The sequence below is a fragment of the Streptomyces sp. NPDC007856 genome (assembly GCF_042868225.1).
In the GTDB taxonomy this organism is placed as follows: domain Bacteria; phylum Actinomycetota; class Actinomycetes; order Streptomycetales; family Streptomycetaceae; genus Streptomyces.
Genome location: NZ_JBIAEC010000002.1, coordinates 645,936 through 662,613, shown reverse-complemented (window position 1 = coordinate 662,613; position 16,678 = coordinate 645,936). Strand labels below are relative to the sequence as shown.

Below are 16,678 nucleotides of genomic sequence, written 5' to 3'. Positions count from 1 at the left end.
TCAGGGCTCCTGGCGTGCTGGGTCGCGGATCGGTTCCTCCTCCTCGACAGGATGGTGGCACCGATAGCGGTGTCCGGGGCTTGACGCGGCCGAGAAGTCCGGCATCGCCTCGGCACACAACCCGTCCGCCCTCCAGCAGCGGGTGCGGAACGGACAGCCGCTGGGCGGCCGGGTCGCCGAGGGCACCGGACCGGTCAGCGGGATCGGGTCGATGGGGTCCAGCAGGCCGGGCGTGGCGGAGAACAGGGCGCGGGTGTACGGGTGCCGGGCACCGTCGGTGACCCGGTCGGCCGGGGTCTCCTCCACGATCCGGCCCAGGTACATGGTGATCACCCGGTCGCTCATCCGCCGTACCGTCTGGATGTCGTGCGAGACGAACACCAGGGCCAGGCCGAGGCGCTCCTTCAGGTCCAGCAGGAGGTTCAGGATCTGGGCGCGCACCGAGACGTCCAGGGCGCTGGTCGGCTCGTCGGCGACGACCAGCGCCGGGTCCAGGGCGAGCGCGCGGGCGATGGCGACGCGCTGCCGCTGCCCGCCGGAGAGCTGCCCGGGCAGCGCGTCGGCCAGCGCCCGGGGGAGCCCCACCAATATCATCAACTCCTTTACCCGGTCCTCCCGTTCAACCCTGGTGCCGCGGTCGTGAACGTCCAGCGGGTCGCGCAGGATCCGCCGTACGGTCAGCCGCCGGTTGAGCGCGGTCGACGGGTCCTGGAAGACCATCCCGACGCCCGCACCGACCGTGGCCCGGCGCTCGGCGGGCGGCATCGTCCACAGGTCACGGCCCCGGAACGCCACCGTGCCGGAGTCCGGCCGCTGGATGCCGACCAGTACCCGCGCCAGCGTCGACTTCCCGCACCCCGACTCGCCGACCACGCCCACCGTCTCCCCGGCGGCCACGGTGAGGCCGGCGCCGGTCAGCGCGTACACCCGGTCCCGGCGCAGCAGCCCGCCGCTACGGGCCTTGTGCACCACATGGGCGTCCTGCACCTCGACGACAGCGGTCACTGCAGCGCCTCCTCGCTCTCCGCCGACGTGAGGTCCACCGCCGGGTGATGGCAGGCGGCCGTGTGGGTGGCCGTACCGGCGAGGACGGGGGCGTGCGCGTGGCACACCTCGCTCGCCAGTGGGCAGCGGTCGGCGAAGCGGCAGCCCGCCGGGAAGTCGGCAGGGGACGGTACGACCCCCCTGATCTGCGTCATCCGTTCCTCGGCCGACTCCAGCGACAGCACGCTGCCCAGCAGCCCGCGTGTGTAGTGGTGGGCCGGCGCCGCCACCAGGTCGGCGGTCACCCCGCTCTCCACGATCTGCCCGCCGTACATCACCACCACCCGGTCGGTGACATCGGCGACCAGCGCCAGATCGTGCGAGACCAGGATCAGCGCGAACCCCAGCTCTTCGCGCAGCCGCAGCAGCAGCTCCATCACCTGGGCCTGCACGGTGACGTCCAGGGCGGTCGTCGGCTCGTCGGCGACGATCAGCCGCGGCTCGCGGGACAGCGCCATAGCGATCAGCACGCGCTGCCGCTGCCCGCCGGACAGCTCGTGCGGGTAGCTGCGCAGGGTCCGCTCGGGGTCCAGGCCGACCAGCTCCAGCAGCTCGCGCGGGCTACGCCGGCCCCCGCGCCGGACGAGCTGTTTCAGCTGCGCGCGGATGGTCATCGCCGGGTTCAGCGAGGACAGGGCGTCCTGGTGGACCATCGCCATCTCGTGCCCCAGCAGTCGCCGCCTGGCCCGCATCGGCTCGGCGAGCAGGTCCCGCTGCCGGAACCGCACCTGGCCGCCGATCCGCGTGTCCCTCGGCTGGAGTCCCATGACGGTCAGCGCGGTCAGCGACTTCCCGCAGCCCGACTCGCCCACCAGACCGAGCACTTCACCCGGGTACACCTCGAAGCTGACCCCGGCGACGATGTCCACGCCCCGGTGCCGGTACGGGAAGCCGATGGTGAGGTTCTCCACGGCGAGCACCGGCTGCCCGCTCCGGTCGGGCAGCGGCCGGGCCCGGGACCGCAGCCGCCGGGCGGCCTCGGTCAGCCCGGGCAGGTGCGGCACCTCACCGGGCGCGGCCTTCTCCAACCGGTCCTCGGCGGTTTCCATGTCGCGGGCGGCCGGCGCCGCCCACGCGTCGGACACACCCTCGGAGAGGATGTTCAACGACAGCACGGTCAGCAGGATCAGCAGTCCGGGGAAGACGGTCGCCCACCAGCCCCCGGTCAGCACCATGTTCTTGCCGTCGGCGATGACACTGCCCCAGGACGGGTCCGGCGGCCGCACCCCGGCGCCGATGAAGGACAGCGACGCCTCGAACACGATCGCCTCGGCGACCTGCAGCGTGCAGAACACCAACACCGGGGCGGCACAGTTGACGGCCACGTGCCGCGCCACGATATGGGGCGTACGGGCGCCGATCACCCGTTCCGCGGTGACGTAGTCCTCGCCGTACTGATCGAGGACGTTGGCCCGTACGACCCTGGCCACGGGCGGCGTGAACAGGAAGGCGATGGCACAGATCAGCACGCCGATCCCGCCGCCGAAGACCGCGACCAGGACTGCGGCGAGCGCGATCCCGGGGAACGCCATCACCACGTCCAGGCAGCGCATCAGCGTCTCGTCGACCGCCTTGCGGGAGGTGGCCGCGACCGCCCCGATGACGGCACCCACGACCAGGGCGAGCGCGGTGGCTCCCAGCCCGATCGCCAGCGACCACCGGGCGCCGTACATCAGCCGGCTCAGGATGTCCCGGCCGAGGCTGTCCTGCCCCAGCCAGTGCGCGGCGGACGGATGCCCGCTGCCGCCGACCGGGTCCTGCTGGTCGAGCGGATCGTCGGGGGCGAGGAGCGGGGCGAGTACGGCGACGAGGATGACCAGGGTCAGGAAACAGACGGCGACCTTCGACAGCAGCGGCAGCCGGCGCCAGCCCCGCAGCCGCACGCCGCCGGGCCGGGAGAGCCGCTCGGCAAGACTCGCGCGCGTGACCATCAGCCCGCCCTCAGACGTGGGTTGACCAGCAGATACAGAATGTCGATCACGAGGTTGACGACGACGAACCCGGTGGCGGTCGTCAGCACCACCCCCTGCACCACCGCGGGGTCGCCGTTCTGCACGGCGTCGATCATCAGCTTGCCCATGCCGGGCAGCGAGAAGATCGTCTCGATGACCACGGCACCGCCGAGGAGATAGCCGACCCGCAGCCCGAGCACGGTCAGCGGATTGACCAGGGCGTTGCGCAGGACGTTCCGCCCGACGACGACCCACGGCGGCAGCCCGCTCCCGATCGCCGTCCGCACATAGTCCTTGTCCAGCTCCTCCACCACCGAGGTCCGCACGATCCTCGTCAGCTGCGCGGCCACCGGCAGGGAGAGGGCGCAGGCGGGCAGCGTCATGGTCCTCAGCCAGCCGGTGACCGAGTCGGCCGGGTTGATGTAGCCGCCGGTCGGGAACCAGCCCCGGTCCACCGCCAGGTACTGGATCATCAGCAGCGCCAGCCAGAAGCCGGGTGCGGCCACCCCGACGAGCGAGACCACCCGGATGACCTGGTCCGGGATCCGGTCCCGGTACACGGCCGCCGTCACCCCACCCGCCAGCGCCAGCACCACCGCGAGGGCGAGCCCGAGGAAGGTCAGCTGGAGGGTGAGCGGCAGCGCGGTGGTGACCTGGTCGACCACCGGCGCGCGGGTCAGGGCGCTGGTGCCGAGGTCGCCGTGGAGCAGATCGCCGACGAAGTGGACGTACCGGACGGGCAGCGGATCGAGCAGGCCGTTCCGCTCCCGGAAGTCATGCAACTGCTGCGGGGTCGGATCGGCGCCCTGGAAGAACGCGGACGCGGGATCGACGTCGGAGAACCGCATCACCAGGAACACGAACAGCACGATCCCGAGCATCAGCGGCACGAGCAGCGCGATACGGCGGAGCAGGATCCGTACGACGGCCGTCATGTCGTCAGACCCACTTGGCCTGGAGGACGTTGATGCCGGGGTAGGGCTGCGCCCTTATACCCGTGAGCTTCCGGGGATCCCAGGCGGTCATCAGCTCGTTGTGGACGACCGGGTACAGCACGGCCTGCTCGGCGACGACGTCGATGTAGTCCTGGATGATCGCCTTCTTCCTCTCCGGATCCGGCTCCCGGGTCGCCCGGTCCATGTCCTTGAAGAGCTGCCTGGCGACGGGGTTGTCGGCCCACCGGGTGTACCCCATCCACAGGTTCTGCGGCCCGTAGTTGTAGTGCATGATCAGATCGGCGTCGAGCCCGAACTGATTGGGGTTGGAGGCCGCGGCGACGACCTGATAGTCCTGCTTCTGGTCCATCTTGGTGAACACGGCCGTGGTCTCCTGCGGCGCCAGGGTGGTCTCCACGCCGATCGCGTCCCAGGAGGACTTGATGGTCGGCAGGCAGTCCACGATCCAACTGACGTTCACGGCAAGGATGTTGACCTTGAGGCCGCTGACCCCGGCGGCTTTCAGCAGGGCCTTCGCCTTGCCGGGGTCGTAGTCGTAGACGGTCTTGGCCCGCCGGTAGGCCGGGTTGCCCTCGTTGAGGAACGAGGAGGCCGGCCTGCCGTGCCCCTTGAGGGCGACCCGCACCATCTTCTCGGTGTCGATGGCGTAGTGCAGCGCCTGCCGCACCCGTACGTCGTCGAAGGGCTTGTGCTGGGTGTTGAACATCAGGAAGAGGTTGTTCATCCCGGCGCCACCGGCGACTCTCAGGCCCCCCTGCTGCAGCCGCGCGATGTTGGCGTAGGGGATGTTGTCGGCGATCTGCGCCCCCGCATCGCTCCCCGAGATCTTCGCGACGCGCGGAGCGGCATCCACGATGGTCAGCCAGTTCATGCGCTTGAAGGCAGGCGGGCGGGGCCCGTTGTAGGCGGCGAAGGCCTCGAAGGTGGTGTTGGACTTCGGGTGGTGCGCGGTCTGCCGGTACGGCCCCGAGCCGACGGCCAGCCCCTTGATGGCGTCGTCCCAGGCGCCGGGCTTGGAGAAGACGTGCTTCGGCATGATCTTGGCGAGGGTGAGGCGGGAAAGCCCGTCGGGGAAGGGGAACTTGAGGACGAGGTCGACGGTGCGCGAGTCGACTTTACGGACGCCGCTCAGCCAGCCGGCGAAGAACCCCTTGGCGAGCGTCTGGGTCTTCGGATCGAGGATCCGGTCGAAGACGAACACGACGTCGTCGGCGGTGACGGGCTTGCCGTCGTGGAAGGTCGCGCCCGAGCGGAGGGTGAACCGCCAGACGGTGGCCTTCGGGTCCTTCGGCACCTCGGTGGCGAGCGCCGGATAGGGCACCCGGGTGATCGGATCGGTGTCCAGCAGTCCCTCGTAGACATGGTTGTTGGCGGCCATGCAGAACGCCGACGCCGTCTGCGTCGGATCCCAGCTGCCGTCGTTGCCGTAGCCGATCACGGCGGTCAGCGTCCGGTTCTTGCCGCTGCCGCCGCTCCCGGTGTCGTTCGTGGACTGCGGTCCCGCGGAGCAACCCGCCAGCACGGGCGGAAGAACGGCGGCCGCGCCCAGCGCACCCGAGTACTTGAGGAACGACCGGCGGCGCGGTGCCGGTACGTCGGGGTTCACGTCGTCGCGCACGGGTCCTCCAGCAAGTCGTTGGGGGGAGGGGGAGGAGGAGGGGCGGGGCTGGGAGATACGACGTCCTACGTCCTACGTCCGGTCGGTAGCGCGACCATAGGAGCGGGCGTGGGGGCGGTCAAGGCGGCGCACACGAATGGGCGAGCCGCCAGAGGTTGCACCATTGGCGGTCGACCTGTGCCGGGCCCGAACACCGCGACGACGAACTCGGGAGTGCTCGGCGGCTGGACCACCGCGCGCTTGCCGGGCTCGACGCCGCGCAGCCGCAGGCCGGCCGCCATCCGGCTCACCCGGCGGTCCAGCGTGCAGCAGCTCGGGCAGGGGACGGCCCTGCCAGTAGGCCGGCGCGGCGGTAGGCGAGGGAGGCGTCCTCGGGCCATGGAGTGAAGCCGTCGAGCGGCACGGTCTGCACCTTCTTCCCACATCGTGTCGCTGCCCACCTTCAACATATTGTTTAACGGCATCGGCGGGGGAGCGCTTGGGCGAGAATGGTGTCCATGAGTCTGTTCCGCGACGACGGCATCGTGCTGCGCACCCAGAAGCTGGGTGAGGCGGACCGGATCATCACTTTGCTCACGCGCGGTCACGGGCGGGTCCGGGCCGTGGCCCGGGGCGTGCGGCGGACGAAGTCGAAGTTCGGGGCCCGGCTGGAGCCGTTCTCCCATGTCGACGTGCAGTTCTTCGCGCGCGGAAGCGAGCTGGTCGGGCGCGGGCTCCCGCTGTGTACGCAGAGTGAGACCATCGCGCCGTACGGCGGCGGGATCGTGACCGACTACGCCCGCTACACCGCCGGGACGGCGATGCTGGAGACCGCCGAGCGGTTCACCGATCACGAGGGGGAGCCGGCCGTCCAGCAGTATCTGCTGCTGGTCGGCGCGCTGCGGACGCTCGCCCGGGGTGAGCACGCGCCCCACCTCGTCCTCGACGCCTTCCTGCTCCGCTCCCTCGCCGTCAACGGGTACGCCCCGAGTTTCGGTGACTGCGCGAAGTGCGGGATGCCCGGTCCGAACCGTTTCTTCTCCGTGGCCTCGGGCGGTTCCGTCTGTGCCGACTGCCGGGTGCCCGGGAGTGTCGTACCGTCGCCCCAGACCCTGGTACTCCTCGGGGCGCTGCTTACGGGAGACTGGGAGACGGCGGACGCGTGCGAGGCGCGCTACGTCCGCGAGGGCAGCGGGCTGGTGTCCGCATACCTGCACTGGCATCTGGAGCGCGGGCTGCGTTCGCTCAGGTACGTCGAGAAGTAAGAGGGAGACGAGAAGCACATGGTCGTACGCGGGATCCTGGGGCGCCAGCGGCGCGAGTACAAGGCGCCGGAGCCGCACCCGTCCGGTGCCCGCGCGCCCAAGCTCCCCGGCGAGCTGGTCCCGAACCACGTGGCCATCGTCATGGACGGCAACGGGAGGTGGGCGAAGGAGCGGGGGCTGCCGCGGACCGAGGGGCACAAGGTCGGTGCCGAGCGCGTCCTCGACGTCCTCCAGGGTTCGATCGAGATCGGCGTCCGCAACATCTCCCTCTACGCCTTCTCCACCGAGAACTGGAAGCGTTCCCCCGACGAGGTCCGCTTCCTGATGAACTTCAACCGCGACTTCATCCGCAAGACGCGTGACCAGCTCGACGAGCTGGGCATCCGGGTGCGCTGGGTGGGCCGTATGCCCAGGCTGTGGAAGTCGGTCGCCAAGGAGCTGCAGGTCGCCCAGGAGCAGACCAAGGGCAACGACCTGCTCACGCTGTACTTCTGCATGAACTACGGCGGCCGGGCCGAGCTCGCCGACGCGGCGAAGGCGCTGGCCGAGGATGTCGCGGCGGGGCGGCTGGACCCGGCGAAGGTCAGCGAGAAGACCATCCAGAAGTACCTGTACTACCCGGACATGCCGGACGTGGACCTCTTCCTGCGGCCCAGCGGGGAGCAGCGCACCTCCAACTACCTGCTCTGGCAGAGCGCGTACGCCGAGATGGTCTTCCAGGACGTGCTGTGGCCCGACTTCGACCGCCGTGACCTGTGGCGGGCCTGTGTCGAATTCGCCTCCCGCGACCGGCGGTTCGGCGGCGCCGTCCCGAACGAGGAACTCCTCGCCATGGAGGCCGCCATGAAGGGCGACGAGTCCATCTCGTAGCCACCGGCGGTTCACGCGGGTCGCCGAGGATGCGGGGTTCATGAGACGTCTCACGCCTGTCCTCGCCCTCGGCGCCCTCCTGCTCACCGCGTTACCCGCGCACGCCGCCGACGGCCCCGCGCACCGCGAGAGTTACGGCACCAAGGCGCCGTACGAGCCCGAGCAGAGCGCGCACACCTACCAGCGGCCCCCGGCCGGTTACACCGCCGTCTTCACCGAGAGCGTCTCCCGGCACGGCTCCCGTGCGGCGACCGGCAGCGAGGACGGCGAGCTGATCCTCGGGCTGTGGGACAAGGCGCAGGCCGAAGGCCAACTCACCGGTACGGGTGAGGAGTTCGGGCCGACGGTGCGGGCGCTCACGGCCGCCATGGAGAAGGTGGGGTACGGCAACCTCAGCGGGCGCGGCCGGCAGGAGATGCGGGACACCGCGACGCGCATGGCACAGCGGCTGCCCAGCCTGTTCGAGGACATCGCCGACCGGGGCGAGAAGATCGACGTGGTCAGCTCCGGGCAGGGGCGGGCGGTGGACAGCGCGGGCGAGTACACCGGGGCCCTGGCCGCCGCCGACCCCGCGCTGAAGCCGCTGATCGGTCCCACCCGCACCGACAAGGACCTGCTGTACTTCCACAAGGCGGCGGGCGGGGCCGCCTACCGCGACTACATCGCGAACGACCGGCGCCTCAAGGACACGCTGAACGCGATCGCCGACCAGCCGAGGACGCACGAGGCCGCGCACGGTGTCCTGCGCCGGATCTTCAAGGAACCCTTCATCGCCGGCCTCACCGACCAGGTGGGCGCCGTACAGGCCGTCTACGACCTGTACGCCATCGCACCGGCGATGACCGAGGAGAGCCCCGACCCGGACGGCAGGGGCTGGGACATGGACCGCTACCTCTCGCACGCGGACGCGGCGTGGTTCGGCTACCTCTCCGACGCGGAGGACTTCTACGAGAAGGGTCCGGGGTTCTCCGACAGCGACATCACCTACAAGATGGCCGGCGTCCTCCTGGACGACTTCTTCCAGCAGGTCGAGGCCAAGCGCGCCGGCACCAGCGACCTCGGCGCAGAGTGCGCTTCACCCACGCCGAGGAGATCATCCCCTTGGCCGCGCTGATGGGCCTGCCGGGCAGCACGAGGCCGGCGACGCCGGGGGAGCCGTACACCTACGCCGACAACCCCTGGCGGGGGGCGTCGGTGGCGCCTCTGGGGGCGAACATCCAGTGGGACGTGTACGAGAAGGACGGCCGTTACCTCGTCCGCATGCTCTACGACGAGCGGGAGACGCCGTTCAGGGCGGGCTGCCGCCCGATCGCCGAGGGCAGCGCCTTCTACGACCTGGACGAACTGGAGCGCTGCTTCGGGCGGAACTGACCGACGGCACGGGCCTGTACGATCCCGCCTCATGGTCATGGACATGGGGCGGGGTGCCGTGCAGGACGTCGTGGAACTGAGATACCGGCCGGAGGTCAAGGACGTCACCTCGGCGCTGCGTGCGCGGCAGCGGGTGAGCCGGGTGGGGTGGATCTACCGGTGGTTGCCGTTCCTCTGGGGGTTCGGCGCCCTCGTGGAGATCGGGTCACTCGTGACCGGGAGCCGTAACTCCTCGCCCGGCCTCCTGGCGGGCTTCGTCATGGCCGCCGTGGTGATGGCGCTGTCTCCCTGGTTGCAGGCGCGTGCTTTCCAGCGGGTCGCCGTGGGGCGGGGCCTGTTCCGGGTGACGGTGACGGGGCAGGGCGTGACGGTGACGACCGACCACACCACGGCCTCGGTCGCCTGGGCCGTACAGCCCCGTTACCGGGAGACGCCGCGCGTGTTCGTGCTCCTCAGCGACGACAAGAACGCCCTCACCTTCACCATGCTGCCGAAGAGCGGCCTGGCCGACCCGGCGGACATCGACCGGCTGCGGGCGATCCTGGACCGGAACATCCGCCGGGTATAAGAACCTCAGTCGGCCTGCGTGGCGCAGTCCGCACACGTACCGAAGATCTCCACCGTGTGCGCCACGTTGACGTAACCATGCTCCGCGGCGATGGCCTCCGCCCACTTCTCCACGGCCGGCCCCTCCACCTCCACCGCCTTGCCGCAGGCGCGGCACACGAGGTGGTGATGGTGTTCACCGGTCGAGCAGCGGCGGTAGACGGACTCGCCGTCGGACGTGCGCAGGACGTCGACCTCGCCGGCGTCGGCGAGGGACTGGAGGGTGCGGTAGACCGTGGTCAGGCCGACCGAGTCGCCCTTGTGCTTGAGCATGTCGTGCAGTTCCTGCGCGCTGCGGAACTCCTCGACCTCGTCCAGGGCCGCCGCCACGGCTGCACGCTGGCGGGTCGCGCGGCCCTTCACGGGCGGTCCAGCGGTCGTCACCGTCGTCTCCTCACGTCTCGCTTCTGCCCGGGCGGCCATTGTGCCAGCCCGGGCCCTCGGGCGGTCAGACGATGATCTCGTCCCCGGCCGGCCGGGTGGCCGGAATCGTGCACTCTGCCGGATCCCCGGCGGGCTGTGCGGCGGCCGCCGCGCGGGCGCGTCGGCGGGCCAGCGGTGTGGCCAGGACCGTCAGCGCGACGAACGCGGCGATGGTCAGCAGCACGATCGTCGCGCCGGGCGGAACGTCCTGGTAGTACGAGGTGACCGTGCCGCTGACGGTCACGGCGACCCCGATGGCCACGGCGATCACGAACGTGGCGGTGAAGCTGCGGCTGAGCTGCTGCGCCGCCGCCACCGGCACCACCATCAGCGCGGACACCAGCAGCAGGCCGACCACGCGCATGGCCACCGTGACCGTGACCGCCGCCGTCACCGCCGTCAGGAGGTTGAGCGCGCGCACCGGCAGGCCCGTCACCCGGGCGAACTCCTCGTCCTGGCTGACCGCGAACAGCTGGCGGCGCAGGCCGAGGGTGACCAGCAGCACGAGGGCGGCGAGTGCGCAGATCGCGGTCACGTCGGACGGCGACACCGTGGAGAGGGAGCCGAACAGGTACGACGTCAGGTTCGCGGTGGAGCCGCCCGGCGCGAGGTTGATCAGCAGCACACCGCCGGCCATACCGCCGTAGAAGAGCATCGCGAGGGCGATGTCACCGCGGGTGCGGCCGTACCAGCGGATCAGTTCCATCAGGACCGCGCCGAGGACCGAGACGGCCGTCGCCATCCATATGGGGGACGTGGAGAGAAGGAAGCCGAGGCCGACGCCGGTCATGGCCACATGGCCGATGCCGTCGCCCAGCAGGGCCTGGCGGCGCTGGACCAGGTAGATGCCGATCGCGGGCGCGGTGACGCCGACCAGGACGGCGGCGAGCAGCGCCCGCTGCATGAAGTCGTAGTTCAGGAAGTCCATCAGCTCAGCAGCCCCGTCCGCGGAGATTCGGAACCCGCCGGTGCGTGCGGGTGTACGTGGTCGTGGCCGGGCAGCGCATGCTGGCCCACGGCCGGCGGTGGCGGGCCGTCATGGAGGACACAGCCGTCCCTGAGTACGACCGCCCGGCCGATCAGGGGCTCCAGGGGGCCCAGTTCGTGCAGCACGAGCAGGACCGTCGTACCGGCGTCGACCTGTTGCCTCAGTGTGCGGGCGAGCACTTCCTGGCTGGCCAGGTCGACGCCGGCCATCGGCTCGTCCATGATCAGCAGTTCGGGCTCGGCGACGAGGGCGCGGGCGATCAGGACGCGCTGGTGCTGGCCGCCGGACAGGGCGTTCACCGAGTCCTTGGCGCGGTCGGCCATCCCGACCAGCTCCAGGGCCCGGTGCACGGCTTCCCGGTCGCTCCGGCGGAAGACGCCGAAGCGGGTGCGGGAGAGGCGCCCGGACGACACGATCTCGGTCACGGTCGCGGGTACGCCGCCCGCGGCCGTCGTCCGCTGCGGTACGTAGCCCACCTGCGCCCAGTCGCGGAAGGCGCGGCGCGGGGTGCCGAACAGCTCGATCGCGCCGCCGCTGAGCGGGACCTGGCCGATGATCGTGCGGATCGCCGTGGACTTGCCGGAGCCGTTGGCGCCGAGCAGCGCGACGACCTCGCCGCGGTGGACCGTGAGGTCGATGCCCCGGAGCACGGGGCGGGCGCCGAGTTCGGCGGTGACCCCGCGCAGGGATATGACGGGTTCGCTGGTCATCTCGTGTCCCCTCACTTCGATCCGAGGGCCTGCTGGAGGGCCTTGAGGTTGGCCTCCTGGACGGAGAAGTAGTCCTTGCCGCGGGACTTGGCCGTGATGCCCTCGATCGGGTCCAGCACGTCGGTCTTCAGGCCCGCGTCGTGCGCGATGGTCTTCGCGGTCTTGTCGCTGACGAGCGTCTCGTAGAAGACGGTGGAGACGCCGTCGGCCTTGGCCATCGTCTCCAGGTCCTTCACTCGTGCGGCGCTGGGCTCGGACTCGGGGTCCAGGCCGTTGATGGCCTCCTCGGTCAGGCCGTAGCGCTCGGCGAGATAGCCGAAGGCGGCGTGGGTGGTGATGAAGACCTTGGTCCTCGTGTGCGCGAGGCCGCTCTTGAACTGCTGGTCCAGGTCGGTCAGCTGCTTGACGAGAGCCGCGGTGTTCTTCCGGTAGTCGGCCGCGTGTTTCGGGTCGGCCTTCTCGAATGCCTTGCCGACGCCCTCGGCGACCTGGGCGTAGCGCACCGGGTCGAGCCAGATGTGCGGGTCCTTGGCGCCTTTCTCCTCGCCCTGGTGGGTGTCGTGCGCGGCGGCGTGGCCGCCGACCTCGTTGCCGTGCTCCTCCAGCGTGGTCAGGGAGGCCGCGTCGATCTTCGTCCCGACCGGGGACTGGGCCACCGCGTCGTCGACGGAGGGCTGGAGGTTCTTCAGGTACAGGACCGCGTCGGAGTCCTGGAGCGAGGCGATCTGCTGGGGGCTGAGCTCCAGGTCGTGCGGCTCCTGGCCGGGGGAGGTGAGACTGGTGACGTGGACGTGGTCCCCGCCGATCCGGTCGGCGAGGAAGGCCATGGGGTAGAAGGACGCGACGACGTCGAACTTGCCGGTGTTCGCAGCCTCCGCCCTGTCGCCGGAGCAGGCCGTGAGGCTACCGAGGCCGAGGGCGGTCACGGCGGTGATCGCGGCGGCGGGTATCAGGCGTCGTCGTACGTTCATGACAGTCATTTTCAACAAACATGGAAACCGTTGTCAATAAGTGCCGGTAAGCGGCCGGTGAGAGCCCGGGGGAGCGGCTCGGGGAGGGGGCCGATTTGGTCCGGGGGGAGCCTGCGCCGGTAACCTGAATCATTCGCTGGAAGCATCTCGCTTCAACGCCCGTCGTCGTAATGAAGAGAGCACCGTGGCCGCCGACAAGATCGACACCATCGTCAGCCTGAGCAAGCGCCGTGGCTTCGTTTTCCCGTGCAGTGAGATCTACGGCGGACAGCGTGCCGCCTGGGACTACGGACCGCTGGGTGTCGAGCTCAAGGAGAACATCAAGCGCCAGTGGTGGCGCTACATGGTGACGTCGCGCGAGGACGTGGTCGGTATCGACTCGTCCGTCATCCTGGCCCCCGAGGTCTGGGTCGCCTCCGGCCACGTCGCCACCTTCACGGACCCGCTGACCGAGTGCACCTCGTGCCACAAGCGGTTCCGCGCCGACCACCTGGAAGAGGCGTACGAGGAGAAGAAGGGTCACGCCCCGGCGAACGGCCTGGCCGACATCAACTGCCCGAACTGCGGCAACAAGGGCCAGTTCACCGAGCCCAAGCAGTTCTCCGGCCTGCTGTCGACGCACCTCGGCCCGACCCAGGACAGCGGCTCGGTCGCCTACCTGCGCCCCGAGACCGCCCAGGGCATCTTCACCAACTTCGCCCAGGTGCAGGTCGCTTCGCGCAAGAAGCCGCCGTTCGGCATCGCCCAGATGGGCAAGTCCTTCCGCAACGAGATCACGCCCGGCAACTTCATCTTCCGCACCCGCGAGTTCGAGCAGATGGAGATGGAGTTCTTCGTCAAGCCGGGCGAGGACGAGCAGTGGCACGAGTACTGGATGGAGCAGCGCTGGAACTGGTACACCGGCCTGGGTCTGCGGACTGAGAACATGCGCTGGTACGAGCACCCGAAGGAGAAGCTCTCCCACTACTCCAAGCGCACCGCCGACATCGAGTACCGCTTCCAGTTCGGCGGCAGCGAGTGGGGCGAGCTGGAGGGTGTCGCCAACCGGACCGACTACGACCTCGGTGCCCACTCCAAGGCCTCCGGCCAGGACCTCGCCTACTACGACCAGGAGGCCCAGGAGCGCTGGACCCCGTACGTCATCGAGCCGGCGGCGGGTGTCGGCCGCACCATGCTGGCCTTCCTGCTCGACGCCTACGTCGAGGACGAGGCGCCGAACGCCAAGGGCAAGATGGAGAAGCGGACGGTACTGCGCCTGGACCACCGGCTGGCGCCGGTGAAGGCCGCCGTGCTGCCGCTGTCCCGCAACCCCGAGCTGTCCCCGAAGGCCAAGGGCCTCGCTCAGGCGCTGCGTCAGCACTGGAACATCGAGTTCGACGACGCCGGCGCGATCGGTCGCCGGTACCGGCGTCAGGACGAGATCGGTACGCCGTACTGCGTGACCGTCGACTTCGACACGCTTGACGACAATGCCGTCACGGTGCGTGAGCGCGACTCGATGAAGCAGGAGCGCGTGTCGCTGGACCAGATCGAGGGGTACCTGGCCCAGCGCCTCCTTGGCTGCTGAGGCCTGCGGCGCTTCGGCCGTTTTGCCCACCCACCCGCCCGAAACCATCGGCCGGGTGGGTGGGCCTTTTGCGTTCAGGCACCCCCGGACTGGCAGGCCGCGATCTACTCGAATGGCAAAGTTGAGCTGACAGATATTGAAATCTGTCAGCTGTCATGCAACAGTGAAGCCATGACGATGCGCACCCGGACCCTCGGAACCACCGGCCCCGACACTTCCGCCCTCGGCCTCGGCTGCATGGGCATGTCCGCCCTCTACGGCGACGCCGACCGCGCCGAGTCCATCGCGACCGTCCACGCCGCCCTGGAAGCGGGCGTCACCCTGCTGGACACCGGCGACTTCTACGCCATGGGGCACAACGAGATGCTGATCGGCGAGGCTCTGCGCACCGCCCCGGCCGCCCTGCGCGAGCAGGCCCTGACCAGCGTGAAGTTCGGCGCCCTGCGCGACCCGGAGGGAAACTGGAGCGGCTACGACGGCCGCCCCGCCGCCGTGAAGAACTTCGCCGCCTACTCCCTGCAGCGCCTCGGCGTCGACCACATCGACGTCTACCGGATCGCCCGCATCGACCCCGACGTGCCGATCGAGGAGACCGTCGGCGCGATCGCCGAACTGATCGAGAAGGGGTACGTCCAGCACGTCGGCCTGAGCGAGGTCGGCGCCGAGACCGTCCGCCGGGCCGCCGCCACCGCCCCGATCGCCGACCTGCAGATCGAGTACTCGCTGATCAGCCGGGGCATCGAGCGTGACATCCTGCCCACCACCCGTGAACTGGGCATCGGCATCACGGCGTACGGCGTGCTGTCCCGCGGCCTGATCTCCGGTCACTTCACCCGCGACCGGCAGCTGGCCGCGAACGACTTCCGCGCCCACTCGCCCCGCTTCCAGGGCGAGAACCTCCGGCACAACCTGAACCTGGTCGAGGCCCTGCGCAAGATCGCCGAGCAGAAGGGCGTCACGGTCGCGCAGATCGCCATCGCCTGGGTGCTCTCCCGCGGTGACGACATCGTGCCGCTGGTCGGCGCCCGCACCCGCGAGCGGCTGGGCGAGTCGCTGGGCGCGCTGGACGTCACCCTGGACGCGGCCGACCTGGCGGCGATCGAGGAGGCCGTGCCGGCGGACGCGGCGGCCGGCGACCGCTACCCGACCGCGCAGATGGCACACCTCGACAGCGAGCGCTGACCATGGCTCCAGGTACGGTCTAGGGCATGGCACCGCCCACCGAGACCCTGACCGCAGAGCGCATCCTCGAAGCGACCGAGGAGGTGCTGCGCCGCCACGGCCCGGCCAAGGCCACCGTGGTCGACGTGGCCCGCGCGCTCGGCGTCAGCCATGGCAGTGTCTACCGGCACTTCCGCACCAAGGCGGCGCTGCGCGAGGCCGTCACCAAGCGCTGGCTGGACCGGACGTCGGCGAAGCTCGCCGGGATCGCCGTGGCGGACGGCGCTCCCGAGGAGCGGCTGCGGGCCTGGCTCGCGGCGCTGTTCGAGGCCAAGCGGCACAAGGCGGGCGACGACCCCGAACTCTTCGCCACCTACACGGTGCTCGTCGACGAGAACGGCACGGCGGTCGGCGAGCACATCGCCGACCTGACCGGACAGCTGACCCGGATCATCGCGGACGGGGCCGGGTCGGGCACCTTCCCGGTGCCCGACCCGGCCGCCGCGGCACGAGCCGTCTTCCAGGCCACCGGCCGTTTCCACGACCCCTGTCACGCCCGGGAATGGACCGCTCCCGGTGTCGACGAGGAGTTCACGGCCGTCGTGGACCTGCTCATACGGGGACTCAGCTCACCCTCACGGTGACCGGCGAGGAGTGGAGCGTGCCGGACTTGGTCGCCACCCGCACATGGTGGGTGCCCTTGTCGGTGAACGTCCGCTTGATGGTGTAGGTGCCGTTCTTGTTGACGATCCCCGTGTACTTGAGCGAGATCCACTTGCCGTTGCGCAGGTGCTGCAGCACCAGCGTGGAGCCGGACTTCACGCCCCTGACCCGGCCGGTGAACACCACGGTGTTGCCGACCTTGACGGCCCGGTGGTTGGCCGCGACGGTGATCGAACCCATCGCGTTCGGCATCCGCGACGGCCGCATGGTCGGCATGCCGCTGCGGGTCATCGAGGGTCTGGCGGTCGGCATGCCGCTGCGGGTCATGGTGGGGGAGGGGGTGGGGCTCGGCGCGTGGGTCGCGGCGAAGGCTCCGGTCGTACCGCCGGAGAGCAGCGCCACGGAAAGGACGCCGGCTCCCAGCGTGCGGCCGTAGCGGTGGTGGCGGAGTACGGAGGTCATGTTCATCTCCTGTCGATCGCTCGATCGGACGTATCCCAGGCTGACCCGACTTCGCTCCGTCGGCCACTCGAG

General features: G+C 70.1%; 15 protein-coding genes and 1 pseudogene. 7 read left to right on the top strand and 9 right to left on the bottom strand.

The annotated features are described in order from the left end of the window. From ACFYOH_RS07520 to ACFYOH_RS07505, 4 genes are read right to left on the bottom strand one after another with little or no spacing between them, the layout of a single operon-like run. The gene (locus ACFYOH_RS07520; RefSeq protein WP_388622136.1) at window positions 1-1,005 is read right to left on the bottom strand and encodes an oligopeptide/dipeptide ABC transporter ATP-binding protein; all 1,005 of its coding nucleotides are present in this window, start codon (window positions 1,003-1,005) and stop codon (window positions 1-3) included. Further along, a complete protein-coding gene (locus tag ACFYOH_RS07515; RefSeq protein ID WP_388622134.1) occupies window positions 1,002-2,975 on the bottom strand; it encodes a dipeptide/oligopeptide/nickel ABC transporter permease/ATP-binding protein in 1,974 nt (657 codons plus the stop codon). The genes ACFYOH_RS07520 and ACFYOH_RS07515 overlap by 4 nt, the downstream gene beginning before the upstream one ends. Beyond that, window positions 2,975-3,931: an ABC transporter permease gene (locus ACFYOH_RS07510; protein WP_388622132.1), complete on the bottom strand. Its 957-nt coding sequence runs from the start codon at window positions 3,929-3,931 to the stop codon at window positions 2,975-2,977. Before ACFYOH_RS07510 ends, ACFYOH_RS07515 begins: the two co-directional genes overlap by 1 nt. A 4-nt stretch (window positions 3,932-3,935) precedes the next feature. Next, window positions 3,936-5,570 carry an ABC transporter substrate-binding protein gene (locus ACFYOH_RS07505; RefSeq protein ID WP_388622130.1) on the bottom strand — a complete coding sequence of 545 codons (1,635 nt, stop codon included), beginning with the start codon at window positions 5,568-5,570 and terminating at the stop codon, window positions 3,936-3,938. 497 nt (window positions 5,571-6,067) lie between these two features. On the opposite strand from ACFYOH_RS07505, the gene recO reads away from it, so the two are divergent. The 4 genes and pseudogenes from recO to ACFYOH_RS07485 all read left to right on the top strand — a co-directional run bounded on the left by recO (window position 6,068) and on the right by ACFYOH_RS07485 (window position 9,623). Further along, window positions 6,068-6,814 (top strand): DNA repair protein RecO, encoded by a 747-nt coding sequence (gene recO, locus ACFYOH_RS07500; RefSeq protein WP_132783564.1) that lies wholly within the window; start codon window positions 6,068-6,070, stop codon window positions 6,812-6,814. Between the two features lie 18 nt (window positions 6,815-6,832). Beyond that, window positions 6,833-7,684: an isoprenyl transferase gene (locus ACFYOH_RS07495; protein ID WP_388622128.1), complete on the top strand. Its 852-nt coding sequence runs from the start codon at window positions 6,833-6,835 to the stop codon at window positions 7,682-7,684. A 40-nt stretch (window positions 7,685-7,724) separates the two neighbouring features. Then, a pseudogene (locus ACFYOH_RS07490) lies at window positions 7,725-9,055 on the top strand (histidine-type phosphatase). 31 nt (window positions 9,056-9,086) lie between these two features. Beyond that, window positions 9,087-9,623, top strand: a complete 537-nt coding sequence (locus ACFYOH_RS07485; RefSeq protein WP_388622126.1) for a YcxB family protein — start codon at window positions 9,087-9,089, stop codon at window positions 9,621-9,623. A 5-nt stretch (window positions 9,624-9,628) separates the two neighbouring features. Here the strand turns inward: ACFYOH_RS07485 and ACFYOH_RS07480 are convergent, their stop codons facing one another. The 4 genes from ACFYOH_RS07480 to ACFYOH_RS07465 all read right to left on the bottom strand — a co-directional run bounded on the left by ACFYOH_RS07480 (window position 9,629) and on the right by ACFYOH_RS07465 (window position 12,753). Further along, entirely contained in the window at window positions 9,629-10,045 is a 417-nt protein-coding gene (locus tag ACFYOH_RS07480; protein ID WP_388622124.1) for a Fur family transcriptional regulator, read from the bottom strand. Between the two features lie 64 nt (window positions 10,046-10,109). Further along, on the bottom strand, window positions 10,110-11,012 hold the full coding sequence (locus tag ACFYOH_RS07475; RefSeq protein WP_388622122.1) for a metal ABC transporter permease: 903 nt from the start codon (window positions 11,010-11,012) through the stop codon (window positions 10,110-10,112). After that, window positions 11,012-11,782, bottom strand: a complete 771-nt coding sequence (locus ACFYOH_RS07470) for a metal ABC transporter ATP-binding protein (RefSeq protein WP_388622120.1) — start codon at window positions 11,780-11,782, stop codon at window positions 11,012-11,014. Before ACFYOH_RS07470 ends, ACFYOH_RS07475 begins: the two co-directional genes overlap by 1 nt. 11 nt (window positions 11,783-11,793) lie before the next feature. Then, window positions 11,794-12,753 carry a metal ABC transporter substrate-binding protein gene (locus tag ACFYOH_RS07465; RefSeq protein ID WP_388622118.1) on the bottom strand — a complete coding sequence of 320 codons (960 nt, stop codon included), beginning with the start codon at window positions 12,751-12,753 and terminating at the stop codon, window positions 11,794-11,796. A 184-nt stretch (window positions 12,754-12,937) separates the two neighbouring features. Here ACFYOH_RS07465 and ACFYOH_RS07460 point away from each other — a divergent pair, with 184 nt between their 5' ends. The 3 genes from ACFYOH_RS07460 to ACFYOH_RS07450 all read left to right on the top strand — a co-directional run bounded on the left by ACFYOH_RS07460 (window position 12,938) and on the right by ACFYOH_RS07450 (window position 16,125). Continuing rightward, window positions 12,938-14,320, top strand: a complete 1,383-nt coding sequence (locus ACFYOH_RS07460) for a glycine--tRNA ligase (protein ID WP_388622116.1) — start codon at window positions 12,938-12,940, stop codon at window positions 14,318-14,320. A gap of 171 nt (window positions 14,321-14,491) precedes the next feature. Next, the gene (locus ACFYOH_RS07455; protein ID WP_388622115.1) at window positions 14,492-15,502 is read left to right on the top strand and encodes an aldo/keto reductase; all 1,011 of its coding nucleotides are present in this window, start codon (window positions 14,492-14,494) and stop codon (window positions 15,500-15,502) included. Between the two features lie 26 nt (window positions 15,503-15,528). Beyond that, complete coding sequence (locus ACFYOH_RS07450) at window positions 15,529-16,125, top strand: TetR family transcriptional regulator (protein ID WP_388622113.1); 597 nt, start codon at window positions 15,529-15,531, stop codon at window positions 16,123-16,125. Here the strand turns inward: ACFYOH_RS07450 and ACFYOH_RS07445 are convergent. Beyond that, entirely contained in the window at window positions 16,106-16,606 is a 501-nt protein-coding gene (locus tag ACFYOH_RS07445) for a hypothetical protein (RefSeq protein WP_388622111.1), read from the bottom strand. The two genes, ACFYOH_RS07450 and ACFYOH_RS07445, sit on opposite strands and share 20 nt — an antisense overlap. Window positions 16,607-16,678 lie beyond the last annotated feature (72 nt).